Source organism: Mycobacterium sp. AT1 (assembly GCF_002043095.1).
Taxonomy (GTDB): domain Bacteria; phylum Actinomycetota; class Actinomycetes; order Mycobacteriales; family Mycobacteriaceae; genus Mycobacterium.
Genome location: NZ_MVOC01000009.1, coordinates 1 through 25,318, shown reverse-complemented (window position 1 = coordinate 25,318; position 25,318 = coordinate 1). Strand labels below are relative to the sequence as shown.

The window sequence follows — 25,318 nt, the reverse complement described above, 5'->3', positions numbered from 1 at the left end:
GTCGTCGTCAGGCCGGCACTACTTCAGGCCGGAACCACGACGATCAGCTCGTTGCCCGTCCGCTCGACGCGCATGCCCGCGCGACGGGCCAACGTGGCCACCGCCGCCGCGTCGCCCGGCTCGGCCCTGCTGGACGCCAGCACCCGCGCCAGCCTGCCCTTGTGCGCCTTGTTGAAGTGGCTGACGACGGTCCGCCGCCCGTCGGCGTGCTCGGCGACCACGTCGACGTCGACTGCGCCCGGCAACCTGCCAAGTGCGGCGTAGGAGCCCGACCGCAGGTCGACGACCAGCTCGTCTTGCGCCAATTGGGCCAGCACGGGCTCCAGGACGGGGCGCCATCTGGCCGCCAGCGTCGCGCCGCTGGGCAGTTTCGAGCCCGCCGACAACCGGTAGGCGGGGACGGCGTCGCCCGCCCGGACGAGCCCAAACAGAGCCGAGCCGACGGCGAGGCGAGACCGGGCTCGCGAAGCGGCTGCGCCACTGAGGGATTCGATGTCGAGGGCGTCGTAGAGCACCCCCGTGTACCGCTCGACGGCAGGCATCGTCGGCGCGCTCCGCAGTGCGGCGTTGCGGTCGATCTCACTGTCCTGCGATGCGGAGATCCCAAGCGCACGACGGGCCGCGGGGCGGTCGGCGGCCAGGTCGACCAGCTCGTCGACCAGCGCAGCGCGCACGGCGCCCAACTCAGGTGAACTCAGCGAATCCAGGTGCAGCGGCGGGCCGTCGCCTCCGTCCCGTTTGGTCTCCGACGGCGGCAGCAGCACGATCACGGCGACGAGACTAGCCGTACGCCAGCAGCAGGGGGACACGCTGCTCGGCGGTAGTGAGCGAGCCGTGGTGTCCGATGAGAGCCGATTCGACGGGCTCCGCGGTGCGTCGCACCATGACCGCGGAGTCGCGGGCCGCCGCCACCACGTCGCCGATGCGCTCCAGCACGCGATCGGCGACGCGCTCGCCGAACCAGCCCGCCGCGATCGCCTCGTCGCGAGACACCACCCAGGCGCGGTCGCCGAGCGTCTCCCGCCAGGCCGCGAGGACCGCGTCCGCCGCGCCGTCGACCGTGTACACGTGCCTGGCCCGCGCCTCCCCGCCGATGGCGCTCACACCGGCGAGCAGCGCCTCGTTCCCGTCGACGTCCATCCGGTCGGCGTCGCCGACGGCGACCATGCCGTGATCGGCGACGACGGCCAACATCCCACCGGGCGGCAGGCTTTCGACGACCGATTCGACCAGTCGGTCGACCTGACGCAGCTGCATCCGCCACGCCGGGGAGCCGGGGCCGTGCAGGTGGCCGATGAGGTCGAGGTCACCGTGGTAGCCGTAGCAGAAGCCGCCGGCGGCGACGGCGTGCTGCACGCCTGCGGCCAGATCGCCGAGCCCCTGCACACCGACGTAGCGGGCTCCCCGTAGCACCGCGCGCGTCAACCCGGAGTCGGCGAACTGCGCGTTCGACACCACGCTCACCGCGAAACCCGTCGCAGCGGCCCGCTCGAACGTCGTCGGGAGTGGTTGCACCCGCTCGGGTGGCTGCGCGTCGCGGAGATCCTCACCCCACGGGTGCTTGCGCCACTGCAGCGCGTTGAGCACACCGGCGTCGCCAAGCCGGAAGGTGTAGCCGACCATGCCGTGTTCGCCGCTGCGGCATCCGGTGCCCACCGCCGCCAGTCCGGCTGCCGTCGTCGCAGGGAAGCCGACGCTCAGCGTCTGCCCACGGAGCCCCGCCAGGACGGGTGCGTCGGCGGCATGGGCGTCGAGCAACTCCGCGCCGAGCCCGTCGACCAGCAAGACGCAGGCCCCGGAAAGCCCGTCGCGCATCGGAATTCGACGATCGAAGTCGGGAGCGCCAAGCGCCGAGAGCACCGAGGGGACGACGTCGGCGAGGTGGGGGAGACCGGGGTCCGGGCGCGGTGTGTCCACGACGTCAGAGCCTGCCACAGGCGCCGGGGCGAGAGTCACCGTCCGCGACGAATACGCTCATCCCATGCGTCAGGGGGTGAGCGGCTCGGTGGTGACTGCCGTCGGGCTGAGCGCCATTCTGATGAGTTGCAGCTCTGCGGCGCCGCAGACCGCCGCACCGCCGCCGGGGCCTGCCGTCACCGTCGAACCGCTGTCGATCGGCACCGGGGCAGTCGACACGACGGGTGGATCGATTCCCGACGGTCAGCTGATCTCACCGTTCGACGTGAAGAACCCCGCCGTCGAATTCCTCGAGCCGGTGTTGCTCAAGGCGATTCAGGATGCCGCCACCGCCGCTGCCGCCGAGGGCGTCGACGTGTTGCTGACGTCGGGATGGCGGTCCAAGGGCTTCCAGCAGCGCCTGTTCGACCAGGCCGTGACCGCCTACGGAAACGCCGACCTCGCGGCCCAGTTCGTGGCGTCGCCGGAGAAGTCGATGCACGTGTTCGGCAAGGCGGTCGACGTCGGCCCCGTCGTCGCGGACCAGTGGATGATCGCCAACGGCTCGCGGTTCGGGCTGTGTCAGATCTACGCCAACGAGATCTGGCACTTCGAGCTCGCCGTGGACGCTGCGGGCACCTGTCCGCCGTTGCGGCCGAACGCCGCCGGGTAGCTCAGCCCGCCACGATCGACTCGCCCTGCACGGTGACGGCCTTCGTCTCCAGCGGTTTCTTGGCGGGGCCCTGGGCGACCGTTCCGTCGAGGTTGAACTCGCTCTTGTGACACGGGCAGATGATCTTGCCGTCGGTGATCGCGTTGACGTTGCATCCGGCGTGCGGGCAGACCGAGGAAAAGCCCTTGAAGACCCCCGTCGTCGGTTGGGTGATCACCGTGTCGCCGACGATGACACCCGAGCCGACCGGCACGTCGGTCGTCTTGGTCAGAGCACCTGACGCCGGCGCGCCCGTCGGCGCCGCCGCCGCCGGGGACTCCGATGCCGCGGCGGGTTCCTTCTCCGCGGAGCTGCATGCCGCGGCGGCCGTGGCAAGCGCGCCGACGCCGGCGCCGACGATGACCGCTCGTCGGGGTGGACGAATGTGTTCGAGCATGACGAGGGATCCTCCAGGGTGGGAGCAGGGGCGGCCGTGCGGGGCTGCGCAGGGTCGTGAACGAATTGTGGCCCCCGAAGCTGGCAGCTGACCGCGGAACCCGAAAGTGGCGCCTCGTCTCAGCGATCGCACAGCGTTGCGGACATGCCACCCCCAAGGCGGCGCTGTTACCCTGCCAGGAGCCGACAGCAGGTTCGGAGACCGCACGGCAGCTGACGCAACGGCGCGGATCACCTGCGAACCGACCGGCCCGAAATCACGGAAAGAGTGTTGTGCGCACCGGAGAAATCAAGGCCCTGTCCGGCCTGCGCATCGTCGCCGCTCTGTGGGTGGTGTTGTTCCATTTCCGGCCCCTGCTGCAGATGGCCTCGCCCCCGCTCTACGACTCGCTCAAGCCGATCCTGGACTGCGGCGCCCAGGGCGTCGACCTCTTCTTCATTCTCAGCGGCTTCGTGTTGACCTGGAACTATCTGGAGCGGATGGGTGACAAGTGGTCGACCAAGGCCACCATGCACTTCCTGTGGCTGCGGTTGGCGAGGGTGTGGCCGCTGTACCTGGTGACGATGCACCTCGCGGCGCTGTGGATCATCTTCACGCTCCTCTACGGCGACTTCCCGTCGCCGGAGGCGGCGTCCCTGACCGCGATCAACTACCTACGCCAGCTGGTCATGGTGCAGCTGTGGTTCCAGCCGTTCTTCGACTTCTCGAGTTGGGACGGCCCGGCATGGTCGATCAGCGCGGAGTGGTTGGCGTACCTGCTGTTCGGGTTGCTGGTGCTGGTGGTCTTCCGCATCGCGCGGGCGACGAGCGTGCGGGGTCTGCTGCTGCTCGCCTTCGCCGCCACCCTGCCGCCGCTGTTGCTGCTGGTCGGGTCGGGCGGACAGTTCTACACGCCGTGGAGCTGGCTGCCCCGCATCGTCCTTCAGTTCACCGCTGGCGCACTGGCGTGCGCCGCGGTGCGAAAGATGAGGCCAACCGACCGGGCCCGCAGTGGCGCCGGCGTCGCATCGGTGGTGTTGCTCGCCGCCATCGTCGGGGCCCTCTACTGGTTCGACGGCCATCCGGTGCCAAACATCCGCGACGACTTCGGCCTCGTCGACGTGTTGTTCCTGCCGCTGGTCGTCACGTTGTCCATCGGCTCCGGCACGCTGCCTGCGGTCCTGTCCACCAGACTGATGGTCTACGGCGGGCAGGTCTCGTTCGGGCTGTACATGGTGCACGAGCTGGTTCACACCGCCTGGCTGTGGATCATGGCGCAATACGAGATCACGATGGAGCCCAGCATCGGTGCGAAGCTCATCTTCGCGGGGCTGATCCTGGTGGCGGCGATCCTGGCGGTTCTGCTGTTCCACTTCGTCGAGGAGCCCGCCCGGATGTGGATGCGCAGGATGGTCGGCGAGCGCAGGCCGCCGGTGGACCTCGAGCACACGCCGCAGTCCGGTTCGCCAGATCCCGATCCCCCCGAGCCCGATGCCCCCGAGCCCCCGTTGATTCGGGGCACACTCGATGATCGAGCCACGACACTCCGAGTCCAGGCGGGTTGATGCAGGTCTTAGCTAGCCGTTTAGTCACATTCGTCCTGTCGGTGACCCTGCTCGTCGGGCTGCTGCTCAACGCCCCGTCGGTCCGCACGACGCCCTACGACGCCACGACGGCGGGGACGCCGGTGATGCGGGTCGCGGTCATCGGCGACTCGTACACCAACGGCACCGCCATCGGTGGTCAGGGCCCCAACGCGTGGCCCGTGCTCGCCTGGAAGACGTTGGCGCGCAGGGGCATGCAGGTCAACGCCGACGTCGCGGCCGAGGGCCGGGCGGGTTACGGCGTACGAGGCGACCAGGGCAACCTGTTCGTCGACCTCACCCCGCGAGCCGTCAAGCCCGACGACTCGGTCGTGGTGTTCTACGGGTCCCGCAACGATCAGGGTGTCGACCCGAACGCACTCAACGGGCAGGTCTTCAGCTCGCTCTCGCTGGCCCGCAACATCGCGCCGACCGCCCGCCTGTTGGTGATCGGACCGCCGTGGCCCACGGCGGACGTGCCGCCCGCGGTACTGCAGATCCGCGACATCCTGTCTTTCCAGTCGATGCTCGCGGGTGCGACCTTCATCGATCCGATCGCTGAGCGGTGGTTCGTGGACAGGCCGGATCTCATCGGTCCGGACGGCGTCCATCCCACCAACGCCGGACACGCCTACATGGCCGACAAGATCGCGCCGCTGATCGGCGACCAGCTGCCCCGGCGGGTCTGACTACTTGGTCCCGAAGATGCGGTCGCCCGCGTCGCCGAGCCCCGGCAGGATGTACCCGTGTTCGTCGAGTTGTCGGTCGACGGCGGCGGTGTAGATCGGGACGTCGGGATGTGCCTCCTGCATGGCGGCGACCCCTTCCGGGCACGTCAGCAGGCAGACGAACTTGATGGACTTCGGGGCGCATTCCTTGAGTCGGTCGACCGCTGCGATGGCCGAATTGCCGGTGGCGAGCATGGGGTCGACGATCACCACGTCGCGCTCCTCGAGGTCGCCCGGCATCTTGAAGTAGTACTCCACGGCCACCAGGGTCTTGGGGTCGCGGTAGAGGCCGATGTGTCCGACGCGCGCACCGGGCACGACGCTGAGCATGCCGTCGAGGATGCCGGTGCCGGCCCGAAGGATCGACACGAAGACCAGCTTCTTGCCGTCGATGACCCGGCCGGTCATCGTCTCGAGCGGCGTCTCGATCTCGATGTCGTGCAGCGGGATGTCCCGAAGCACCTCGTAGGCCACCAGCGCCGCGATCTCGTTGACCAATTGGCGAAAGGTCTTGGTGGAGGCGTCCTTTCGACGCAACAGTGTCAGCTTGTGCTGGACCAGCGGGTGGTCGACGAGGTGTAGCGACGTCATGTGTGAACTCATTCCCCTAGAAGACGGTGCCGTCGCTGACGACGGTCAACGGCGGGAGCCCGTTGCGCAGGCGCTTCGCCAGCGCTCGTCCCGCGGCCCAGGTGCCACCCTCCAACACGCACGCCAACGGCATTCGATCCGCGTCGACGCCCAGTTCGGCGCGTACCAGCGGAGCCAGCTCGTCGAGCAGGGCCACCGTCAACGCCCGCCATTCGACCACCAGTTCGTCGTCGACTGACCACGCGGTGTCGAGCCAACCGGGGTCGCGCAGTCGGAGCACGCCGGTGTCCAGCAGCAGCCCACCGTTGCGGTACTCCGGGAGTGCGGTCAACGCGTCGAGCCCCGAGACCTGGACGCCTGCCCAGCCGAACGGCTCGAGCAGCGAGTAGGTCAACCATTGCGACAGTTTGTGAAATGGCATCCACCCCGCGGTGAGGCCGGGCCCGGGGACGGCGGGGTGAGGCCAGCAATCGCCCAGTCGCTGGTCGCCGATTGCGTTGTCGGCCAGCCAGATTCCCGACAGCGACGCGAGCAGCTGAGACAAGATGTCATGCGCGGTGACCGTCGCGGCGCCGTGCTGGGGGAGCAGTCGGTCGAACAACCCTCCGGGTCGGCCGAGCGGTCCGAAGACCTCGGGCCGCGCGGCGAGCGCCGAGCCCAATCGGTGCAGAAGTTCCACCCGGCCGTCGACGCCGACCAGCGGGTTGTCCGGGGCGATCTGGAACGCCTCGGCCAGCCGCGCCGGGGTCAAGGCTCGCAGTCCCTCGGCGTCGACGCGCAGCGGTGCATCGGCATCGGAGGAGAACACTCCGTCGGCGAACGCGTTCCAGGACGCGACGCCGAGCCCTTCCGACCGGTCGAACCGCAGCCCGCTGGAGGCCTCGTCGTAGTGCCAATCAGGCCCCGCGCCGGCGTCGAGCAGCACGCTCACCACGGCGAGGTCGATCATGGCGCGGGCTCGGCCGGCCGGATCCAGGGCTGCGAGCCGCGCGTCGAGTTCGGCCTTGCGGTCGACCCCGCCCGCTTCGAAGTGGCGCCACCGGCTGTGGAACGGAATGTTCAGGTCGGGATAGCGGTGTCGCGTCACGGCGACCACTTCGGCCACCGCCACCGGGGTCGAGTCGTCGTCGACGACGAACCACGGCGACTCGCCGGCGCGTGCTCGCCCCAGCAGGAAACCGGCCCGGTCCCGGACGGCGGTGGTGGTGCGCAGCAGCACCGCGGCCCCGTCGGCCTGGGCGGCGCTCATCCGCCCAACCCGCGGCCCTTCGAGTTCTTGAGGTCTTCGGCGTCCGGTACCGGGCCGGGGGTGAAGTAGCCCGCGGCCATCTTGGCGTCGATCTCGACGCGGGCGTCGGCGGGCACCAGGTCGTCGGGAATGTTGACGCGCTCGCCGACCTCGATGCCCGATCCGGTGATGGCGTCGTACTTCATGTTGCTCATCGAGACGAGCCGGTGAATCTTGCGAACGCCCAGCCAGTGCAGAACGTCGGGCATGAGCTCCTGGAACCGCATGTCTTGAACGCCGGCAACGCATTCCGTGCGGGCGAAGTATTGGTCGGCCGTGTCGCCGCCGACCTGCCGCTTGCGTGCGTTGTAGACGAGGAACTTGGTGACCTCGCCGAGTGCGCGCCCCTCCTTGCGGGAGTAGGACACCAGTCCCACTCCGCCGCGCTGCGCGCCGAGGATGCACTCCTCGATGGCGTGGGTGAGATACGGCCTGCAGGTACAGATGTCGGAGCCGAAGACGTCCGAGCCGTTGCACTCGTCGTGCACCCGCGCGGTCAGCTCGACCGACGGGTCCGCCAGATCCTTGGTCGCACCGAATACGTACACGGTCTGGCCGCCGATCGGTGGAAGGAAGACCTCGAGATCGGATCGCGTGACGAGCTCCGGGTACATTCCTCCGGTCTCCTCGAAAAGCGCTCTGCGCAGATCGGTTTCGGTGCAGTCGAATCGTCGCGCCACGCCGGGCAGGTACCAGACCGGTTCGATCGCGGCCTTGGTGACCAGCGCGGCGCCGCTGGGGAGCAGTACGCGTCCGTCGGGGACGAGCCTGCCCTTCTGCACGGCGTCGACGACCTCGGGCAGGATGACGTGCGCCTTGGTGATGGCGATCGACGGGCGCATGTCGTGACCGGCGGCCAGCTCGTCGGCGAACACGTCGGCGACCATTGCCCCCCACGGGTCGAGGCTGACGATCTTGCCCGGCTCGCTCCACTGCGGGTATGGGCCGACGACGTCGGTGGGTGAGGTGTTGGTCAGGTCGGCCTTGTGCTCCCGCGACAGCGCGCCCGCGGCGACGGCGAGCGCGCGGTACACGCCGTAGGAGCCGCTGTGGGTGCCGATCACGTTGCGGTGCGCGCGCTTGGTGGTGGTGCCGATGACCGGTCCGCGCTGGGTGGCGGTCGGGGCGTCCCACGTAATGGGCAGGGCGCCCACCCCGCCGCTGTGCGAGGTCAGTCGGATGTGCGCGACCATGCTCGCTCCTCGGGGGTCGAACGTCCGGCCATCGGGCCGCTGGAATGCGCCAGCATAGCGATTGGCCGCACGCGACGCCGGGTGTCGGCCGCTACGCGCCGAAGGTGGTCAGACAGAAGGGATGTCCGGCCGGGTCGAGGAACACCCGCCACAAGTCGCGTGCGGGTTGGTGATCGGCGAGCCGGGCTCCGACGGCCAGCGCGCGGGCTTCGGCGGCGTCGAGGTCCGGAACCGAGACGTCGAAGTGCATTTGCTGACCCTGCTCTGGTGCGGGCCAGGTCGGTGCGACGTAGTCGTCGACCTTCATCATCGCCAGGGTGTGGGTGCCGTCGGAGATGGCGACGACGCTGCCGTCGGGTGCTTCGACGATCCGCGTCATGCCGAACAATTCGGCGTAGAAGTCCGCGAGCGTGCCGGGGTCCGGGCAGTCGACGGACACCGATCCGATGCGCAATGTGGGGGAGTCAGACGTCACGCCGGGGACCCTACCGACGCGGGCCGACAATGCACCGACACCGCGTAGTCGCCACCGTCGTAGGGCTCGCGGTCCCACGTCGCAAACCGGGCCACGGACTCCAATCCGGCGCCCGCGGCGACGCGGTCGTACTCGGCGAGCGGCAGCCGGCCGGGTCGAATCGAGAAGCCGGCGACCAGAAGTCCGCCGGGGGCGAGCCGGTCGACCAGCTCACCCATGACGAGTTCCTCGGTTCCCGGGGCGAGATAGATCATCACGTTGCCGGCGAGGAGGACGAGATCGAACGTCTCGGTCGAGTGCGCGCCGAGGTCCGCCAGGTCGGCGTGAATCCAGCTGAGGTCGGGGGCCTTGGTGCGCGCGCTGGCGAGCATGTCGGGGTCGGCGTCGACGCCGAGCACCGAGTGTCCGCGACGGGCCAATTCGATGGCGACCCGGCCGGTGCCACACCCCGCGTCGAGCACCCGGCGTCCGCCCGTCTGCCCCAGCAGGCTCTCGACGAAGTCCGCCTCGCCGTGGATGCTCTCACCCGATTCGGCGAGCTTGGCCCACCGCTGGTCGTAGCTGTCGCCGCGTGGCGCGTCCGTGTCCTGCCATCGGGTACCCATCACGCCATTCTGACGCAAGAACACCCCGCGATCCGGTGAGGGTTCGCGGGGTGTCCTTGGGGCTGCAGAGGTGGCTTAGACGAGGTCGTACCGGTCGAGGTCCATGACCTTGGCCCACGCGGCGACGAAGTCGGTGACGAACTTCTCCTTGGCGTCGTCGCTGGCGTAGACCTCGGCGACGGCGCGCAGTTCGGAGTTCGACCCGAACACGAGGTCGGCCCGCGTTCCGGTGTACTTCACGCTGCCCGACGCGTCGCTTCCCTCGAAGGTGTCCGACGAGTCGTCGGTCGCCTTCCAGGTGACGCCGATGTCGAGCAGGTTGGCGAAGAAGTCGTTCGTCAACGTCCCCACCCGATCGGTGAAGACGCCGTGCTTCGACCCGTCCCAGTTCGCGCCGAGGACGCGCAGGCCGCCGACGAGGACCGTCAGCTCCGGCGCGGTCAGCGTGAGCAGGTTGGCCCGGTCGACCAGCAGGTACTCCGCAGGCAGGCTGCCCTTGCCGAGGTAGTTGCGGAACCCGTCGGTCTTCGGCTCGAGGTAGGCGAAGGACTCCTCGTCCGTCCACTCCTGGGTGGCGTCACCACGACCCGGGGTGAACGGAACCGAGACGGAGAACCCGCCGTCGGCCGCGGCCTTCTCGACTGCGGCGACCCCGCCGAGCACGACGAGATCGGCGAACGACACCTTGTCGGCGCCGAAGGAGGACTGGATGCCCTCCAGCGTGCGGATCACCTGGGCGAGCTCGTCGGGGTTGTTGACCTCCCACGACGACTGCGGCTGCAGCCGGATGCGACCGCCGTTGGCTCCGCCGCGCTTGTCGCTGCCGCGGAACGTCGACGCGGACGCCCATGCGGTCGAAACCAGTTGCGGGACAGTCAGACCCGACGCCAGGATGTCACCCTTGAGCTTGGCGACGTCCTCGGTCGAGAGCTGGCTCTGGCCGGTCGGGATCGGGTCCTGCCAGTCCAGGGTCTCCGAGGGAACCTCGGGGCCGAGGTAGCGCTGGATCGGTCCCATGTCGCGGTGCGTCAGCTTGAACCAGGCGCGGGCGAACGCGTCGGCGAACTGGTCGGGGTTCTCGTGGAAGCGCTTGGAGATCGGACCGTAGATCGGGTCCATGCGCAACGCGAGGTCGGTGGTGAGCATCGTCGGCTTGCGCTTCTCCGACGTCGCCTCCGGGCCGGGCACGTAGGCCGACTCGGGAGCATCCTTGGCCACCCACTGGTTGGCGCCCGCGGGGCTCTTCTCCAGCTCCCACTCGAACCCAAACAGGTTGTCGAAGAAGAGGTTCGTCCACTCCGTCGGCTTCTGGGTCCAGATGACCTCGAGGCCGGAGGTGATGGTGTCGGCACCCTTGCCGGAGCGCAGCGACTGCTTCCAGCCGAGGCCCTGCTGCTCCAGCGGCGCGCCTTCCGGCTCCGGGCCGACGTTGGCGTCGGGATCGCCTGCGCCGTGCGTCTTGCCGAAGGTGTGACCGCCTGCGATCAGTGCGACGGTCTCTTCGTCGTTCATCGCCATCCTGGCGAAGGTCTCGCGAATGTCGACCGCGGCGGCCAGCGGATCCGGATGTCCGTTGGGGCCTTCGGGATTGACGTAGATCAGGCCCATTTGTACTGCGGCGAGCGGGTTTTCGAGATCACGCTTGCCGGTGTAGCGGGCGTCGCCGAGCCACTCGGTCTCGGGACCCCAGTAGACGTCGTCCTCGGGCTCCCACACGTCGGCCCGGCCGCCGGCGAAGCCGAAGGTCTCGAAGCCCATGGACTCCAGCGCGACGTTGCCGGTGAGCACCATCAGGTCGGCCCAGGACAGGCTCTTGCCGTACTTCTTCTTGACGGGCCAGAGCAGCCGGCGTGCCTTGTCCAGGTTGCCGTTGTCGGGCCAGCTGTTCAGGGGAGCGAAGCGCTGCTGACCGGCGCCCGCGCCACCGCGACCGTCGCTGACGCGGTAGGTGCCCGCGCTGTGCCAGGCCATCCGGACCATCAGCGGACCGTAGTGACCGAAGTCGGCGGGCCACCAGTCCTGCGAGGTGGTCAGAACGGCTTCGATGTCACTCTTCACCGCGGCCAGGTCGAGGGCGCCGAACGCGGCGGCGTAGTCGAAGGTGCCACCGAACGGGTCGACCTCAACGGGGTTCTTGGCCAGGATCCGCAGGTTGAGCTTCTTGGGCCACCAGCTTTCGTTGGTCCTCGCGCTCTCGGTCGGGTAGGGAGCGCGCATGGGGCACTGGCCCTCGATGCTCGACTCGTTCATTTCTCCGACTTCGGCGTTCGGAGTCTTGCCTTCGGCCATGGGGTTCCTTTTCGTTCGGGGCTGATCGATTGAGAAGTGGAACGGATCAAACTGTTCGTGCGGTGGAGCAGTCGGGGCACAGCCCCCAATAGATGACCTCGGCCTCGTCGACGGAGAAGCCCTCGAGAAGGCCGCTGCCGTCGGACGGGGTCAGGCAGGGAGCGTCGCCAACGGCGCAGTCGACGTCGGCGATGACGCCGCACGATCGACATACGACGTGGTGATGGTTGTCGTCGACCCGTGACTCGTAGCGGGCAACGGAGCCGGATGGCTGAATCCGACGTACCAATCCCGCGGTGGTCAGGGCCGCCAACACGTCGTACGCGGTCTGGCGAGACACCTCGGGCAGACCTGTCCTAACGGAGTCGAAGATCGTCTCCGTGTCGGCGTGCGGGTGCTCGCACACCGCCCCGAGTACCGCGACACGTGGCCGGGTCACGCGAAGGCCTGCATGGCGCAGCTGCTCCGCGTAGTCCGGCGACGGTGTCACGCGGACCACTATGCCCGTCTTTTCTGGAATCGGTCAAGAATTCGCAAAAGACGCGCCGACTGTTCATCTCGATCGCCTCGTCGGCGGATTCGGGCAGTTCGCTAACCTCGTCCGAATCTTCGGCGAGGAGTGGCGAATGAACACGATCGATCCGGCGGCGACCGCGTGGCTGCTGGCCAGTACGGCACTGGTGCTGCTCATGACGCCAGGGCTGGCCATCTTCTACGGCGGCATGGTGCGCACGACCGGTGTGCTGAACATGATCATGATGAGCTTCATCGCGATACCGCTCGTGACGATCGCGTGGTTGCTGTTCGGTTACACGTTGGCGTTCTCGGGGGAGGGCAACGCCGGGCTGATCGGCGATCTCTCGCACGTGGCGATGCTCGGCGTCGACCCGACCACCGTGCACGGCTCGGTTCCCGAACTGCTCTTCGCGACCTTCCAGCTGACCTTCGCGATCATCACCGCCGCTCTGGTGAGCGGTGCGATCGCCGACAGAGCCAGGTTCTCGGCCTGGATGGTGTTCGTGCCCATCTGGACCATCGTGGTGTATTCGGTTGTCGCGCATTGGGTGTGGTCACCCGGCGGTTGGCTGTTCAAGTTCGGTGCGCTGGACTACGCCGGTGGGTTGGTGGTCGAAATCGTCTCTGGCGCATCGGCGTTGGCTCTGGCACTGGTTCTCGGTCCGCGCATCGGGTTCAAGAAGGAGGCGATGCGGCCACACAATCTGCCGTTCGTCCTGCTTGGCGTCGGCCTATTGTGGTTCGGCTGGTTCGGCTTCAACGCGGGTTCGGCCTTGGCCGCGAACGGAACTGCCGCGGCGATCTTCCTGAACACGCTGGTGGCGGGCTGTCTCGGCATGCTGGGCTGGCTCACCGTCGAGCGCATCCGTGACGGCCGGCCGACGACCTTCGGTGCCGCCTCCGGCGTCGTCGCAGGCTTGGTCGCGATCACGCCGTCCTGCGGCACCGTCAACACCCTCGGCGCGGTCCTGGTCGGGCTTGCCGCGGGTGTCGTCTGCTCGTTCGCCATCGGGTTCAAGTTCCGTTTCGGCTACGACGACTCCCTCGACGTCGTCGGAGTGCACTTCGTCGGCGGAGTGGTCGGCGTGCTTCTGATCGGGCTGTTGGCCACCGAGGTCATGACGGGAGGGCCGCGGGGGCTCTTCTACGGAGGTGGCCTCACGCAGCTCGGCAAACAACTGCTGGCGGCGGTGGTGGTAGCCGCCTATGCGTTCGCAGTGTCCTACGGTCTGGCGAAGATCATCGACCGTCTGATGGGCTTTCGCGTCAGCGCCGAGGACGAGACCGCGGGGATCGACTTCAGCCAACACGCCGAAACGGCTTACGCCGAAGGCGTCCACGGGCACTCTCCCGGGCGCCGAGCCACGACGTTCGGCAACCAGGGCGTCGAGGAGGGTTGACGCGCAGGCAGATTCGGGCCACCGGCTCAACGAGCGCTCTTCCTGCACGTCACACGCGGTAGCATGGCCAGATGACGGTTCGGGATTTGGGCGCCGAATACGGATTCGACGACGCCGACGACGGGTGGTTCGGCGCGGCGCAACCAGTCGACGAGGCACCGTCATCCCAGCCGCAGCCTGCCCCGCCACGGCCCGCTCCGCCGGCCCCGCCGCGCCCAGCCCCTCCTGCCCCGCCTCGCCAGGAGTTCCCGCCCGCGATCGCCGACGATTCCGACCCCGACACGGATCGCTGGCTCGTCGAGGACATGAACCCCGTCGAGTCGGCCGAACCCGAAGGGCCAACCCTCGCCCCAGTCTTCGAACGTCCTGAAACCGTGTCCGTGGCCGCGTCGTTGAACGTGGTGCCGACTAGGCGCAACGGATTCGTCCGCGCTCCCGCCCCGTCGTCGCGGGAGTCCCGCCTCGTCAACAGCGGGGCATGGGACTTCAAGTCGACGCCGGCCAGCGCGCCGTTTCCGAAGCGAGCAGTGCTGATTGCCGCCGCGGTCCTCGGCGTCGTCGCGGCCGTCGTCGGCGTCGTCGTCTTGGTTCTGCGCAGCCCGGCCGGCGACGAGTCGGCACCCGTGGCTCCCAGCGAGTCCTCCGCCCCACCGGCGCCGACGCCGTCTGCCCCCGTGGTGTCCACGGCGGCTCCGTTGCCGCCGCCGGTACTCCCGCCACCGCCACCGCCTGCGGAGGTCGCCCCGCCGGTCACCCGGCAGTACCAGCCCAGTTATCAGACGCCCGACCCACCCAAGAAGCCGCAGCAGAACGTGACCCGATCGCCGCTGAGTGCGACGCCGCCGCCGCCGCCACGGCCAACGAACGGCGGCCGCGCCACCCCGGGGCAGTCGGGTTCGCACGGCTTCTTCGGCTGACCCCAGGATGCGCACCCAGTCGCTGGGTTGGGCGACCGATCTGGCGGTGCTCGAACTCGCGGGTTCCGCCGTCGAGGAGCACGCCGACCACCTCGTCGTCCGCTCGCCGAGCAATCCCGACTTTCATTGGGGTAACTGCATATTCGTGACCGACCCCGCCGCGGTCGACGACGCCGACCGGTGGGTCGACGTGTTCCGCGGGTCCTTTTCCGACGCCGAGTGGACCGCGATCGGGCTCGCGCGGATGCCCGTTTGCCGGACTGCGTGGGAACGCCATGGGCTGGCGCTCGAGTTGGACGACGTCCTGGCCACGACGCATCCGCCACGGCAGACCACACCGCCCGCCGGGTACGCCGTCCGTGGGCTCGTCGGGGAGGACTGGGATCAGCTCGTCGCGCGGGAGATGGCCGTGAACGAGGAGACGGCGCAGTATGACGCCGTGGCGCACGAACGCTTCGCCAGGGCACGCATCGAGTCGCAGCGAGCCCTCGTCGACCGGGGCGCCGCACTCTTCGTCGGCGCCTTCGTCAGCGGTCGGCTGGTTGCCGAGCTGGGGATCGTCGACTGCGGGGGGACGGCGCGCTATCAGAACGTCGGCACGGCACCCGAGCATCGCGGCCGGGGCATCGCGTCGCACCTCATCGGGGTGGCCGCGACGTGGGCGGCGTCGCGCGGGTGCGCGCAGTGGGTCATCGTCACCGAGGCCACCAACCCGGCCGGACGGGTGTATCGCAAGGCCGGATTCGAACTGGTCGAGCCGATCGTGCAGGCGTACCGTGCGCCGCACCGGTGACGGTCGGTTAGCTTGTCCCCGATGAAGGCATGTCCCCGATGAAGGCGATGATCGACTTCGACGCAACGCCGATCTTCGGCATCCCCATGGCCGACGGGTCCGGCGTACGCGAAGGGATGCTGATCGAGGGGCCGCAGGGGTGGGGCGAATTCAGCCCTGCGCCCGGCGGGGACGACGCGGAGAACGGCCGATGGCTCACCGCCGCGGTCGAGGGCGGCACCGTCGGATGGCCCGATCCGCGGCGGGGCCGGATCCCGATCGCCGTTGTCGTGGCCGCGGTCGACGCCGCGTCGGCCCGCCGCACCGTCAGGGGCTCGGGCTGTCTCACCGCGGAGGTTACCGTTGCCGCGACGCCCGGCTCCCTCGCCCAAGACGTCGAGCGGGTGGTCGCGGTCCGTGACGAGCTGGGTCCTCGGGGGCGAATCCGGTTGAACGCCAACGGAATGTGGAACGTCGACGACGCCGCGCGGGCAATCGGGATCCTCGCGGAGGCGGCCGCCGGGGTGGAGTTCGTCGCCGACCCGTGCCGCACCACCGCCGAGTTGGCCGCCGTCCGCGGCAGGGTGGACGTGCCGATCGCGGCCGGGGCGTCCTGCGCCGAGGCGGTCGACGTCGTCATCCTCCGCAGTGGGCCACTTGGCGGGGTGCGACGGGCGCTGCGTGTGGCGGAGCGGCTGGAACTGCCGTGCGTGGTGTCGTCCTCCGGCGAGACGAGCATCGGGCTGGCCGCCGGTCTCGCGCTGGCGGGCGCACTTCCGGAGCTGCCGTACGCATGTGCGCTCGGCACCGTGACCCTGCTGGACGGCGACCTCGTCGCACCGGGTCGGGTACTGCGTCCGGTCGACGGGCACCTGCCGGTCGCGCCGACGCCCGCCGCTCCGGTGCCGGAGCTCGTCCGGCGGTTCGCCGTCACCGACGCCGAACGGGTCGACGCGTGGCGGCGGCGGTTGCGGTCGGCTCGGGATACCGCCTGACTAGGTCGACTTCGACTTGGGATTCAGGTGATTGTCGGCGATCCACTGGGCGGCCTTCTTCACCAGGCCGGACTGTGGGTAGCGGACGTGTGAGGTGAAGTCCTTGCCAAGGGAACAGATCGGGTCGTTGGTGTTGCACATGTCGGCGGTCTTGGGTCCGTAGAGGGCGCTCAGGGTCGTCAAGGGCTGACCGAGCCGCGCCGACGGGTTGCCGAAGACCGCGACGGCGCTGATGTGGTCGGTCATCGCCGCCGGCAACGGAGCCTTGAAGCCGAGGCCGGTGATGGGGGACGTGGTCACGACGTCCATGACCGCCGCACCTTGGGAGTAGCCGCCAAGGACGATCTTGGTCTTGGGGCAGTTCTTGGCGGTCGACTGCACGCGGGCGCTCGCGTCGTTGGCACCGTCGGCCACCCCGAGGAAGTCGTAGGACGCCGGGTACTTCACGGCGTAGGAGCGGATCGACTTGCCCTTGACCAGCGGTTTGAGGGAATCCACTAGGGCTTGGCCGACGACACCGATGCCGGGGGGCTCATCGGTGCCACGGGCGAACACGACCTCGATGTCCGGGCACTCGGCGGCGGCGGCGGTCGGCGGGTTGTTCAGCGTGACGGTGGACAGCGCGACGGCCGCGGCAGCCGTCAATGCCGCGCGCGTCAGCAGCGAGGTCCCTTGCACGTGCACGGCCGCTCCTTGACCTGATGTGGGTTGAGTAGAAGAAGACCTTCAGCCCATACCCAATTTTCACTCCCGTCACTCTGACAACAGAATAGCGCCGTCGAGAGTTCCCAGCCGGTTAGCCGCGAATGTCGTCGTATACAGGGTCGACGCGGAATGGTTCAGTTGGCGCCATGACCCCGGACGCCCCGGAAGCCCACACTCCGCCCGACATCGCCGCAGTGGACGAACTGCGCTTCCTCGGCGACGCGATTCGGCGCGTCGACACTGCCGCCGGAGCCGCGCACTGGGACGACGAGGCGCTCGCCCGCGTGCTCGCCGACGCCGACGCCGAGCTGTCCTCGGTGCAGGCCACCATCAGCGGAGACATCGCCGTGGCCGCCGCATCCGCCCCGTGGCGTGAGCGGGCTGACGACTACGCCCGGGGGGTGGCGCGCACGCGAGGCGTTGCGGTGCCGCCCGAACACGCCAGCGCGGACGCGGTCTTGGCAGTGGCCCTGGCGAGGATTGCCGTGGCCGAGGCCATCGTCGCCGTCTGCCGAGCGCGCGGCGCGGACGCCGCCGCCGCCGGTTCGGGGGAGAACCGCATCGCGGTCCTTCGCGGCGCGCCGCTGTCCGGGCTTGGCAAGCGCGTCGTCGCCGAAGTGAGACACCTCGTCGCCGACAAGCCGCGGGCCGTCCTGATGCGGCTGCTGATCACCCTTGGCATCAGCCTGGCGCTGGTGAGCGTCTTCCACTTCAGCGGCATGTCGAGGTACGACGACGTGAGCCGACTGAGTCTCTACCTGTTCTCCGCAGTCGTCGGCAGCGTCGTGTGCACGAACGCGCTGTGCTTCGAGGCGCAACGGGTTCGCGACGCGATGTCACACGGCGACCGCCTCTGGCAGATCCTGGTGGCGAAGAACCTGGCGATGGCCGTCCTGATCACCGTCGCCGCGCTGCCCGTCGTCGCCTTCCTCACCGTGGCCAGCGAGGGCAATCCGGTGGCCCTCGTCGACCAGTTGGTCACCATGGTCTTCATCTGGCTCGGTGTTGGGAACGTGCTGTCCGTGCTGTATCCGCTTCGGCACGAACCGATTTCGGCCCGCCTGCACGACAGTACGTGGAAGCCGTATCTGTTCTCGTTTGCGCTCTCCTACGGGGTCGGCCTTAGCGTGAACCTGATGATCTTTTGGCGGTTGTGGTCGCGCCAGACCGCGGCGACCGAGTTGTCCGGTGGCGAGTGGGCGGCATTTCTGCTCGTCCTGCTCAGTGCGTTGGCGAGTTGGGTGCTGCTCACCGTGTTTGCGGTGACCTGCAGTCGTGAACCCCGGATCCGCCGAATCCTGTCGCGTGAGATGGTCGCCTACCGCCCCGATCGGCAGCCGTAGGGAATCGACGGCTCATCGGGCTCCAGGCGTGGCGGGTCGACGGGTTTTGAAATAACGTGCCGTGGGCAACCAGGCCGTCTGCGGTCAGCGTGCCGTGACGGCACTTAGGAAGGGTGGCGCTCAAATGACCGACCATGTGTCCACCGAAGGCCAGACGTCACAGCCGGATTCTCCGGACGCCGCGCTCGGCACCAGCCTCAAGCCGCGCCACATCACGATGATCTCGATCGCGGGCGTCATCGGCGCCGGCCTGTTCGTGGGGTCGGCGAACGCCATCAAGGAGGCCGGGCCCGCCGTCCTGATCTCCTACTTCATGGCGGGCACGCTCGTCGTCCTGGTGATGCGGATGTTGGGGGAGATGGCGACGGCCAACCCCGACACCGGCTCCTTCTCGGTCTACTCGGACCGGGCGCTCGGCGGCTGGGCGGGGTTCTCCGTCGGCTGGCTGTACTGGTGGTTCTGGGTGCTGGTCATCCCCGTCGAGGCCACCGCGGCGGCGGCGATCCTGTCTGACCTCGTCGGGGCTCCTCAATGGGTGTGGGCGCTCGCCGTCACGTTGCTGCTGACCGTCACCAACCTGATCAGCGTCGGCAACTACGGCGAGTTCGAGTTCTGGTTCGCGCTCATCAAGGTCGTCGCGATCATCGCGTTCATCGGCATCGGCATTGCGGCGATCCTCGGGCTCATCCCCGACTCCCAGGTCAGCGGGATCGACCAGCTGTGGCAGCCAGACGGGTTCATGCCCAACGGATTTGGCGCCGTCATCGCCGGCATGTTGGTCACGATGTTCTCCTTCATGGGCACCGAGATCGTCACCATCGCGGCCGCCGAGTCGCCAGACCCGACCACCGGCATCAGCAAGGCCGTGAACTCGGTGATCTGGCGAATCTCGTTGTTCTACATCGGTTCCATCTTCGTGATCGTCGCCTTGATGCCATACGACAAGCTCGAGAACGGCTCGTACCAGAGCACCCTCGAGGCGATCGGCATCCCGGGGTCGAAGATCATCATGGACCTGGTCATCCTCACGGCAGTGGCGTCGTGCCTGAATTCGGCGCTGTACACCGCATCTCGCATGTTGTTCTCGCTGGGCGATCGCCGGGACGCACCGCGCGCCGTGCGCAAGTTGACCGGCAACGGCGTTCCGTGGGTCGCCGTCTTGGCGTCGATGGTGGTGGGATTCCTGGCGGTGGTCGGCAACTACCTGTTGCCCGAGAAGATCTTCTCCTACCTGCTGGCAACCAGCGGTGCCATCGCCCTGTTCGTCTACCTCGCCATCGCGGCCAGCCAGTTCGTCCTCGGGCGCACCATGCGCGCCAACGGCGAGGAGGCACCGGTCAAGATGTGGCTGTTCCCCTACCTGACGATCGTGGTCATGGTGGCCATCGTCGCGGTGTTGGTGCTGATGGCCTTCGATCCCGATCAGCAGTCCGCGATCTTCCTGTCCTTGATCTCGGCGATCTTCATCATCGGCGCGGGCGTCGTCGTCCACCGGCGTCGTGGCCACAGCCTGACGGAGTCGACGCTCTAGCCCTCCTTGACCTGAAGCACCCGGTCCCGCAAACCGGTGGTTGCCGTCTCCAGGAGGCCCTTGGCGCCGCGCTTGATCAGGAACGACGGCAGCGGCACGATCGGGTCGACGGTGATGTCGAACCTCACGTGGGTGGAATCGCCTACGGGTGTCAGGGTGTATCGCGCCTCCTGCGCCCGTTGCTGCTGGGCGCTGATCAACGTCCAACCGACCCCGTCGGGATGTACGACGTGGGCGAGTTCCTGCTCGTCGCTGATCCCCACGATCTTGACCACCTGCCGGGATCGGCTCGGGTGCCCGTCGGCGTCCCGCTCGAGGACCTCGATCTCCTGGTGGGCCGGCGACCATTCGGGCAGGGATTCCAGGTCGAACAGCACGTCGAGGATTTCGCGGGGCGTCGCGTCGATGGTGATCTCGCGTGATTCGGTAACGGCCATGGGTGCAACGTATCCGACGCAACTTTGATGTTTCGAGCAGATTGACCGGTGGTACTCAGTCGCCATGAGAAAGCACCTCATGACACAGATCCTGTTCGCCGGCGCCGGAGCGACGGCGATTGCCCTTGCACCGCTCGCGGGAGCGAACCCACCGCCGCCGTGTGGCGTCGAGGGCACCCCAGCATGCGCAGTTGCAGGTCCCGACGGTGCGGCCGCTGGCGCGCCGGGCACGGGCGCGACCGCTGGTCCTGACGGCGCGTCGGCCGTGGCGCCGGGCACCGGAGCCACCGCTGGACCCGATGGCGCGGGTGTGACGGTGCCGGGCGCGGGCGCGCAGGCTGGCCCCGGCGGTACCGAGGCCACCGTGCCAGGGGCGGGCGCCGTGACCGGACCGGACGGCGCCAGTGCGTACGTCCCGGGCGGGAGTGCCAACGCCGGTCCCGGAGGCGCGAGCTTCTGTGTTCCGAACTTCTGTGCCAACGCCGGGTAGCCACACCCGCTCTAGAGCCCAAGACCCCCGCGGCGATCGACGATCGCCTCGGGGGTCTCGGCGTTCTACGCCCCTGACCGACCGCTAAGTCACCATCTGTTGACATAGCTCGCGACGTCCCCTACGGTCACAAGTCATCAACCGTTGACATGTGCATCGTGAGGAGTCGACCGTGACGCAAGCCACGTCGGGACGTTCGTTCCTTGGCGACATCGCCCGCGCGGCCATCGTCGCGCCCCGACGCTTCGTCGCGATCGCAGCGTTGATCACCGTCGCGGCGGGAATCTTCGGCATTCCGGTCGCCAAGACGTTGTGCGCCTGCGGTTTCGAGGATCCCACGTCGGAGTCGGCGCGGGCTACGGCCCTTCTGGCCGACACGTTCGACCAGGGAGGACCTCAGCTGATCTTCGTCGTCTCCGATCCGAACGGATACGGCAGCGACGCCGCCCGTTCCATCGGCCTCGGCATCGTCGACGAACTGGAGCGCTCACCCGACGTCGCGACCATCGTGTCGGCGTGGACGGTCCCCGCGGCGGCGACGGCCGGACTGATCGGCGACGGCGGACGATCCGGTCTGATCGTCGCGGGCGTGTCGGGTGACGACGCCAAGGCCCAGGAGGCCGCCAAGAACCTGTCCGACCTGCTTGCCCAGGACCGCGACGGCGTGACCGTCCGGTCCGGTGGAACGGCGATGCTCAACATTCAGATCACCGAGCAGTCGCAACACGACCTAATGGTGATGGAGTCGCTGGCGATACCGCTGAGCTTCGTCGTCCTGATCTGGGTGTTCGGCGGCGTTCTGGCGGCGTTGATCCCGATCGCCGTCGGCGGAATGGCGATTCTCGGTGCGCTGGCCGTGCTACGCGGCGTCACCTTCTTCACCGATGTTTCGATATTCGCGCTGAACCTCAGTGCCGCAATGGGTTTGGCCCTGGCCGTCGACTACACGCTGTTGATCCTCAGCCGGTACCGCGACGAGATCGCCGACGGTGTCCCGCGTGAAGAAGCCCTGGTGAAGACCATGGGAACGGCTGGCCGCACGGTGCTGTTCTCGGCGACCATCGTCGCGTTGTCGATGGCCATGATGGCCCTCTTTCCGATGCACTTCCTCAAGTCGTTCGCCTATGCGGGAGTCGCGACGGTCGGCTTCGCCGCGGCGGCCGCGCTCTTCGTCACCCCTGCGGTCATCGTGTTGCTCGGAGACCGCTTGAACGCGTGGAGGATTCGTGGGCCGTTTCGTCGGTCCACCGCGGCGCACCGCTCCGTCGGGCAACCATTCCTCTACCGGTGGACCAAGGGCGTCATGCGCCATGCGGTACCGATCGGCGTCGCCGTCGTCGGGGTGATGCTGTTGCTCGGCGCACCGTTCCTCGGGGTCAAGTGGGGTTTCCCCGACGACAGGGTGCTGCCCGTGTCGGCGTCGGCGCATCAGGTCGGCGACCACCTACGGGAGGACTTCGTCGACGACTCGGCCACCGCGGTCACCGTCGTCGTACCCGACGCGAAGGACCTCATGGCGGGCGACTTCGCCCGCTACGCAGCGGACCTGGCCCGCGTGCCGGACGTCACGAGCGTGTCCCCGCCGACCCAGGCCGACGGCAGCGCATTCCTGACGGTGCACAGCTCCGCACCGTTGTTCTCCGACGGCTCGCAGGCTCAGCTTGACCTCCTCCACAAGGTGCCGGGCCCCGGTGGCCGAGGGGTTCTGCTGACCGGCACCGCGCAGACCAACGCCGACAGCGTCGACGCCATCACCTCGCGGCTGCCCCTCGTGCTCGGGCTGATCGCGGCGATCATGTTCGTGGTGCTGTTCCTGCTCACCGGCAGCGTGGCGATCCCGCTGAAGGCGTTGGTGCTCAACGCGTTGTCTCTGACGGCGGCCTTTGGCGCGATGGTCTGGATCTTCCAGGACGGCCACCTCGGCGGCCTCGGAACGACGACGACCGGGACGCTGGTCGCCAACATTCCGGTGTTGTTGTTCTGCATCGCCTTCGGATTGTCGATGGACTACGAGGTGTTCCTGGTCTCGCGCATTCGCGAGTTCTGGCTGGAATCCGGCGGGGCCGGTGACGCGCAGACCGCGCGGGCCAGGAGCGACGAGAGCGTGGCGCTCGGCATCTCCCGCACCGGTCGAGTCGTCACCGCCGCGGCGGTGGTGATGTCCATTTCGTTCGCGGCGCTCATCGCCGCCGAGGTGTCGTTCATGCGGATGTTCGGGCTCGGACTCACCCTGGCCATCCTCACCGACGCCACGCTGGTTCGGATGGTTCTGGTTCCGGCCTTCATGCGCGTGATGGGGGAGTGGAACTGGTGGTCACCACGGTGGCTCACCCGGCTCCACGATCGCTTCGGCCTCGACGACGGTCACGGTGCCCGTCACGAGTCCCCGGCGTCGCAGCCACCTCAGCGCACCGGAGCGACCTCCGTCGCCCGCTCCGTTCATCTGACCCGTGAACCATTCGGTCCCGGGTGTCGTGTCTAAGAAGAAGGAGGGCGCCATGAGTGTGATCGCCGCCGTACGGGGAGAACTCCCATCCAACCGCTACACCCAGGCCGAGGTGACCGAGGCGCTGCTGGCCATTCCCGGCTATGCGGAGTACGCCGAGCCCATCAGGAAGCTACATCGGAGCGCGAAGGTCGACAGCAGGCACATGGTGCTCTCGCTGGAGGAGTACGCCACGCTCGACGACTTCGGCAAGGCCAACGACATCTTCATCGAGCATGCCGTCGAGCTCGGCTGCGCAGCGGTGCTGGGCGCACTCGAGGACGCCGGTCTCGAGCCGGCGGACGTCGACGTCATCTACTCGACGACCGTCACCGGTCTCGCGGTGCCGACACTCGACGCCCGCATCGCCGCCCGGATCGGCCTGCGGCCAGACGTCCGGCGGGTGCCGATGTTCGGCCTCGGCTGCGTGGCGGGCGCCGCCGGGGTGGCGCGCCTGAACGACTATCTTCGGGGGGCGCCCGACGACGTCGCCGTGCTGGTTGCCGTGGAACTGTGCTCGTTGGTGCCCAAGCGCAACCCGTCGATGGCGACCGTCGTCGGCAGCAGCTTGTTCGGCGACGGGGCGGCCGCCGTGGTCGCCGTCGGCGACCGCCGCGCCAAGGGCATGGTCGCCTCGGGGCCCGAGGTGCTCGACTCGCGGAGTCACCTCTACCCCGATTCGGAACGCACCATGGGCTGGGACGTCGACTCCACCGGTTTCCGGCTGGTGCTCTCGCCCGACGTCCCCAAGGTCGTCGAGCGCTACCTCGGTGACGACGTCACCAATTTCCTTGCCGCACATGACAAGACGATCGACGACGTCGGTACCTGGGTGAGCCATCCCGGCGGCCCCAAGGTCATCGAGGCCATCACCGCCACGCTCGGCCTGTCCGACGACGCGCTCGAGCTGACGTGGCGCTCGCTGGCGGAGGTGGGCAACCTGTCCTCGGCCTCGGTGCTTCACGTGCTGCGCGACACCATCGCCAAGCGTCCCGAGCCGGGAACGTCCGGGCTGATGATGGCCATGGGCCCGGGTTTCTGCTCGGAGCTCGTCCTGCTGCGGTGGAGGTGACCCGATGACCTGGTACGTGCTGCTGATCGTCGCCGTCGGCGTCGAGCGGATCGCCGAACTCGTCGTCTCCAAGCGAAACTTGGCCTGGAGTCAGGCCAACGGCGGCACCGAGTTCGGGGCCGCGCACTATCCCACGATGGTCGTCCTGCACGTCGGACTGCTGGTGGGCTGCCTCGTCGAGCCGCTCGTCCTGCATCGACCGTTCATCCCCGCCCTCGGCTGGCCGATGCTGGCCGTCGTGGTCGCGGCTCAGGTGCTCCGGTGGTGGTGCATCACCACCCTCGGATCGCAGTGGAACACCAGGGTGGTCGTCATCCCGGGGGCCGACCGCGTCACCGGTGGCCCGTATCGCCTGATACCGCACCCGAACTACGTCGCCGTCGTGATCGAGGGCGTCGCGCTGCCGCTGGTGCACGGGTCCTGGATCACCGCGGTCGTCTTCACCGTGCTCAACGCGGCATTGCTGCGGACGCGGATCAAGGTGGAGAACGCCGCGCTCGCGAGCCTGTCGTGATCGACCTGTTGGTGGGCGGCGGCGGCCCCGCGGGTTTGGCCACCGCGCTGTACGCCGCCCAGGCCGGGCTCGAGGTCGTCGTGGTGGAGCGGCGCACTGGCGACCTCGACAAGGCCTGCGGCGAGGGCATGATGCCACACACCCTCGCGCATCTCGCCCGCCTCGGGGTCGACCCGAAAGGACGCGCACTGCACGGGATCAGCTATCTCGGTGGCGGCCGGCGAGTAGACGCCACGTTCCGCGCGGGCACCGGTCTCGGCGTGCGCAGGACCGTGCTTCACGCCGCCCTCCGGGACGCGGCCGACGACGCCGGGGTGCGGTTCGTCCACCAGGACGTCGGTCCGGTCACGCAGGACGACTCGTCGGTTCGGGTGGGGGACTTGCACGCCAGATATCTGGCGGCGG

26 protein-coding genes are annotated in these 25,318 nt (G+C 68.6%); 14 read left to right on the top strand and 12 right to left on the bottom strand.

The genetic code is table 11. From position 1 onward, the window contains the following. Positions 1-23: 23 nt before the first annotated feature. Positions 24-770, bottom strand: coding sequence for a peroxide stress protein YaaA (yaaA, locus tag B1790_RS04575; protein WP_079922027.1), 747 nt, complete (start codon positions 768-770; stop codon positions 24-26). A 10-nt stretch (positions 771-780) separates the two neighbouring features. Continuing rightward, the gene (locus B1790_RS04570) at positions 781-1,917 is read right to left on the bottom strand and encodes an alkaline phosphatase family protein (protein ID WP_079922163.1); all 1,137 of its coding nucleotides are present in this window, start codon (positions 1,915-1,917) and stop codon (positions 781-783) included. 64 nt (positions 1,918-1,981) lie between these two features. On the opposite strand from B1790_RS04570, the gene B1790_RS04565 reads away from it, so the two are divergent. Next, positions 1,982-2,569, top strand: a complete 588-nt coding sequence (locus B1790_RS04565; protein ID WP_079922026.1) for a M15 family metallopeptidase — start codon at positions 1,982-1,984, stop codon at positions 2,567-2,569. A gap of 1 nt (position 2,570) precedes the next feature. Here the strand turns inward: B1790_RS04565 and B1790_RS04560 are convergent, their stop codons facing one another. Further along, positions 2,571-3,005: a Rieske (2Fe-2S) protein gene (locus tag B1790_RS04560; RefSeq protein WP_079922025.1), complete on the bottom strand. Its 435-nt coding sequence runs from the start codon at positions 3,003-3,005 to the stop codon at positions 2,571-2,573. 272 nt (positions 3,006-3,277) lie between these two features. On the opposite strand from B1790_RS04560, the gene B1790_RS04555 reads away from it, so the two are divergent. Continuing rightward, positions 3,278-4,549, top strand: coding sequence for an acyltransferase (locus B1790_RS04555; RefSeq protein WP_079922024.1), 1,272 nt, complete (start codon positions 3,278-3,280; stop codon positions 4,547-4,549). After that, complete coding sequence (locus tag B1790_RS04550; RefSeq protein WP_079922023.1) at positions 4,549-5,256, top strand: GDSL lipase; 708 nt, start codon at positions 4,549-4,551, stop codon at positions 5,254-5,256. Before B1790_RS04555 ends, B1790_RS04550 begins: the two co-directional genes overlap by 1 nt. Here the strand turns inward: B1790_RS04550 and upp are convergent, their stop codons facing one another. The 7 genes from upp to B1790_RS04515 all read right to left on the bottom strand — a co-directional run bounded on the left by upp (position 5,257) and on the right by B1790_RS04515 (position 12,226). Continuing rightward, positions 5,257-5,886, bottom strand: coding sequence for a uracil phosphoribosyltransferase (upp, locus tag B1790_RS04545; RefSeq protein WP_079922162.1), 630 nt, complete (start codon positions 5,884-5,886; stop codon positions 5,257-5,259). A gap of 16 nt (positions 5,887-5,902) precedes the next feature. Continuing rightward, positions 5,903-7,135, bottom strand: coding sequence for a URC4/urg3 family protein (locus B1790_RS04540; protein WP_079922022.1), 1,233 nt, complete (start codon positions 7,133-7,135; stop codon positions 5,903-5,905). Next, positions 7,132-8,367, bottom strand: a complete 1,236-nt coding sequence (locus B1790_RS04535) for a GTP cyclohydrolase II (RefSeq protein ID WP_079922021.1) — start codon at positions 8,365-8,367, stop codon at positions 7,132-7,134. Before B1790_RS04535 ends, B1790_RS04540 begins: the two co-directional genes overlap by 4 nt. Positions 8,368-8,458: 91 nt before the next feature. Next, positions 8,459-8,842, bottom strand: a complete 384-nt coding sequence (locus B1790_RS04530) for a VOC family protein (protein ID WP_079922020.1) — start codon at positions 8,840-8,842, stop codon at positions 8,459-8,461. Continuing rightward, positions 8,839-9,447: a class I SAM-dependent methyltransferase gene (locus tag B1790_RS04525; protein WP_079922019.1), complete on the bottom strand. Its 609-nt coding sequence runs from the start codon at positions 9,445-9,447 to the stop codon at positions 8,839-8,841. Before B1790_RS04525 ends, B1790_RS04530 begins: the two co-directional genes overlap by 4 nt. A 75-nt stretch (positions 9,448-9,522) precedes the next feature. Further along, positions 9,523-11,736, bottom strand: coding sequence for a catalase/peroxidase HPI (gene katG / locus B1790_RS04520; RefSeq protein ID WP_079922018.1), 2,214 nt, complete (start codon positions 11,734-11,736; stop codon positions 9,523-9,525). 46 nt (positions 11,737-11,782) lie between these two features. Next, positions 11,783-12,226, bottom strand: coding sequence for a Fur family transcriptional regulator (locus B1790_RS04515; protein ID WP_079922161.1), 444 nt, complete (start codon positions 12,224-12,226; stop codon positions 11,783-11,785). A gap of 136 nt (positions 12,227-12,362) precedes the next feature. Here B1790_RS04515 and B1790_RS04510 point away from each other — a divergent pair, with 136 nt between their 5' ends. From B1790_RS04510 to B1790_RS04495, 4 genes are all read left to right on the top strand, one after another. Then, entirely contained in the window at positions 12,363-13,652 is a 1,290-nt protein-coding gene (locus B1790_RS04510) for an ammonium transporter (RefSeq protein WP_079922160.1), read from the top strand. Between the two features lie 71 nt (positions 13,653-13,723). After that, a complete protein-coding gene (locus tag B1790_RS04505) occupies positions 13,724-14,569 on the top strand; it encodes a hypothetical protein (RefSeq protein ID WP_079922017.1) in 846 nt (281 codons plus the stop codon). A 7-nt stretch (positions 14,570-14,576) separates the two neighbouring features. Continuing rightward, complete coding sequence (locus B1790_RS04500; protein WP_079922016.1) at positions 14,577-15,362, top strand: GNAT family N-acetyltransferase; 786 nt, start codon at positions 14,577-14,579, stop codon at positions 15,360-15,362. 29 nt (positions 15,363-15,391) lie between these two features. Continuing rightward, positions 15,392-16,336 carry an enolase C-terminal domain-like protein gene (locus tag B1790_RS04495; protein ID WP_369832285.1) on the top strand — a complete coding sequence of 315 codons (945 nt, stop codon included), beginning with the start codon at positions 15,392-15,394 and terminating at the stop codon, positions 16,334-16,336. Here B1790_RS04495 and B1790_RS04490 read toward each other — a convergent pair whose 3' ends face one another. Continuing rightward, entirely contained in the window at positions 16,337-17,020 is a 684-nt protein-coding gene (locus B1790_RS04490) for a cutinase family protein (protein ID WP_369832284.1), read from the bottom strand. Positions 17,021-17,187: 167 nt separating this feature from the next. Here B1790_RS04490 and B1790_RS04485 point away from each other — a divergent pair, with 167 nt between their 5' ends. Together B1790_RS04485 and B1790_RS04480 are read left to right on the top strand one after the other, a co-directional pair. Next, positions 17,188-18,384, top strand: a complete 1,197-nt coding sequence (locus tag B1790_RS04485) for an ABC transporter permease (protein ID WP_079922014.1) — start codon at positions 17,188-17,190, stop codon at positions 18,382-18,384. A 124-nt stretch (positions 18,385-18,508) separates the two neighbouring features. Then, positions 18,509-19,915: an amino acid permease gene (locus B1790_RS04480; protein ID WP_079922158.1), complete on the top strand. Its 1,407-nt coding sequence runs from the start codon at positions 18,509-18,511 to the stop codon at positions 19,913-19,915. Here B1790_RS04480 and B1790_RS04475 read toward each other — a convergent pair. Continuing rightward, entirely contained in the window at positions 19,912-20,352 is a 441-nt protein-coding gene (locus tag B1790_RS04475; protein ID WP_079922013.1) for an SRPBCC family protein, read from the bottom strand. The genes B1790_RS04480 and B1790_RS04475 overlap by 4 nt on opposite strands. 64 nt (positions 20,353-20,416) lie before the next feature. On the opposite strand from B1790_RS04475, the gene B1790_RS04470 reads away from it, so the two are divergent. The 5 genes from B1790_RS04470 to B1790_RS04450 all read left to right on the top strand — a co-directional run. Beyond that, a complete protein-coding gene (locus tag B1790_RS04470) occupies positions 20,417-20,842 on the top strand; it encodes a hypothetical protein (RefSeq protein ID WP_233164936.1) in 426 nt (141 codons plus the stop codon). 172 nt (positions 20,843-21,014) lie between these two features. Continuing rightward, entirely contained in the window at positions 21,015-23,324 is a 2,310-nt protein-coding gene (locus B1790_RS04465; protein WP_233164935.1) for an MMPL family transporter, read from the top strand. Beyond that, positions 23,317-24,399 carry a type III polyketide synthase gene (locus tag B1790_RS04460; protein ID WP_255407245.1) on the top strand — a complete coding sequence of 361 codons (1,083 nt, stop codon included), beginning with the start codon at positions 23,317-23,319 and terminating at the stop codon, positions 24,397-24,399. The genes B1790_RS04465 and B1790_RS04460 overlap by 8 nt, the downstream gene beginning before the upstream one ends. A 4-nt stretch (positions 24,400-24,403) precedes the next feature. Further along, entirely contained in the window at positions 24,404-24,913 is a 510-nt protein-coding gene (locus tag B1790_RS04455; RefSeq protein WP_079922010.1) for an isoprenylcysteine carboxyl methyltransferase family protein, read from the top strand. After that, positions 24,910-25,318, top strand: a 409-nt coding sequence (locus B1790_RS04450; RefSeq protein ID WP_142271030.1) for an NAD(P)/FAD-dependent oxidoreductase, incomplete at its 3' end; no start/stop codon positions are given. The genes B1790_RS04455 and B1790_RS04450, both read left to right, overlap by 4 nt.

Coding starts and splice junctions, on each gene's coding strand:
- B1790_RS04455 (WP_079922010.1), top strand. CDS start 24,404: ATGACCTGGTACGTGCTGCTGATCGTCGCCGTCGGCGTCGAGCGGATC.
- B1790_RS04470 (WP_233164936.1), top strand. CDS start 20,417: ATGAGAAAGCACCTCATGACACAGATCCTGTTCGCCGGCGCCGGAGCG.
- B1790_RS04525 (WP_079922019.1), bottom strand. CDS start 9,447: ATGGGTACCCGATGGCAGGACACGGACGCGCCACGCGGCGACAGCTAC.
- B1790_RS04510 (WP_079922160.1), top strand. CDS start 12,363: ATGAACACGATCGATCCGGCGGCGACCGCGTGGCTGCTGGCCAGTACG.
- B1790_RS04505 (WP_079922017.1), top strand. CDS start 13,724: ATGACGGTTCGGGATTTGGGCGCCGAATACGGATTCGACGACGCCGAC.
- B1790_RS04495 (WP_369832285.1), top strand. CDS start 15,392: ATGTCCCCGATGAAGGCGATGATCGACTTCGACGCAACGCCGATCTTC.
- B1790_RS04560 (WP_079922025.1), bottom strand. CDS start 3,005: ATGCTCGAACACATTCGTCCACCCCGACGAGCGGTCATCGTCGGCGCC.
- upp (WP_079922162.1), bottom strand. CDS start 5,886: ATGACGTCGCTACACCTCGTCGACCACCCGCTGGTCCAGCACAAGCTG.
- B1790_RS04475 (WP_079922013.1), bottom strand. CDS start 20,352: ATGGCCGTTACCGAATCACGCGAGATCACCATCGACGCGACGCCCCGC.
- B1790_RS04550 (WP_079922023.1), top strand. CDS start 4,549: ATGCAGGTCTTAGCTAGCCGTTTAGTCACATTCGTCCTGTCGGTGACC.
- B1790_RS04500 (WP_079922016.1), top strand. CDS start 14,577: ATGCGCACCCAGTCGCTGGGTTGGGCGACCGATCTGGCGGTGCTCGAA.
- B1790_RS04485 (WP_079922014.1), top strand. CDS start 17,188: ATGACCCCGGACGCCCCGGAAGCCCACACTCCGCCCGACATCGCCGCA.
- B1790_RS04565 (WP_079922026.1), top strand. CDS start 1,982: ATGCGTCAGGGGGTGAGCGGCTCGGTGGTGACTGCCGTCGGGCTGAGC.
- B1790_RS04540 (WP_079922022.1), bottom strand. CDS start 7,135: ATGAGCGCCGCCCAGGCCGACGGGGCCGCGGTGCTGCTGCGCACCACC.
- katG (WP_079922018.1), bottom strand. CDS start 11,736: ATGGCCGAAGGCAAGACTCCGAACGCCGAAGTCGGAGAAATGAACGAG.
- B1790_RS04535 (WP_079922021.1), bottom strand. CDS start 8,367: ATGGTCGCGCACATCCGACTGACCTCGCACAGCGGCGGGGTGGGCGCC.
- B1790_RS04480 (WP_079922158.1), top strand. CDS start 18,509: ATGACCGACCATGTGTCCACCGAAGGCCAGACGTCACAGCCGGATTCT.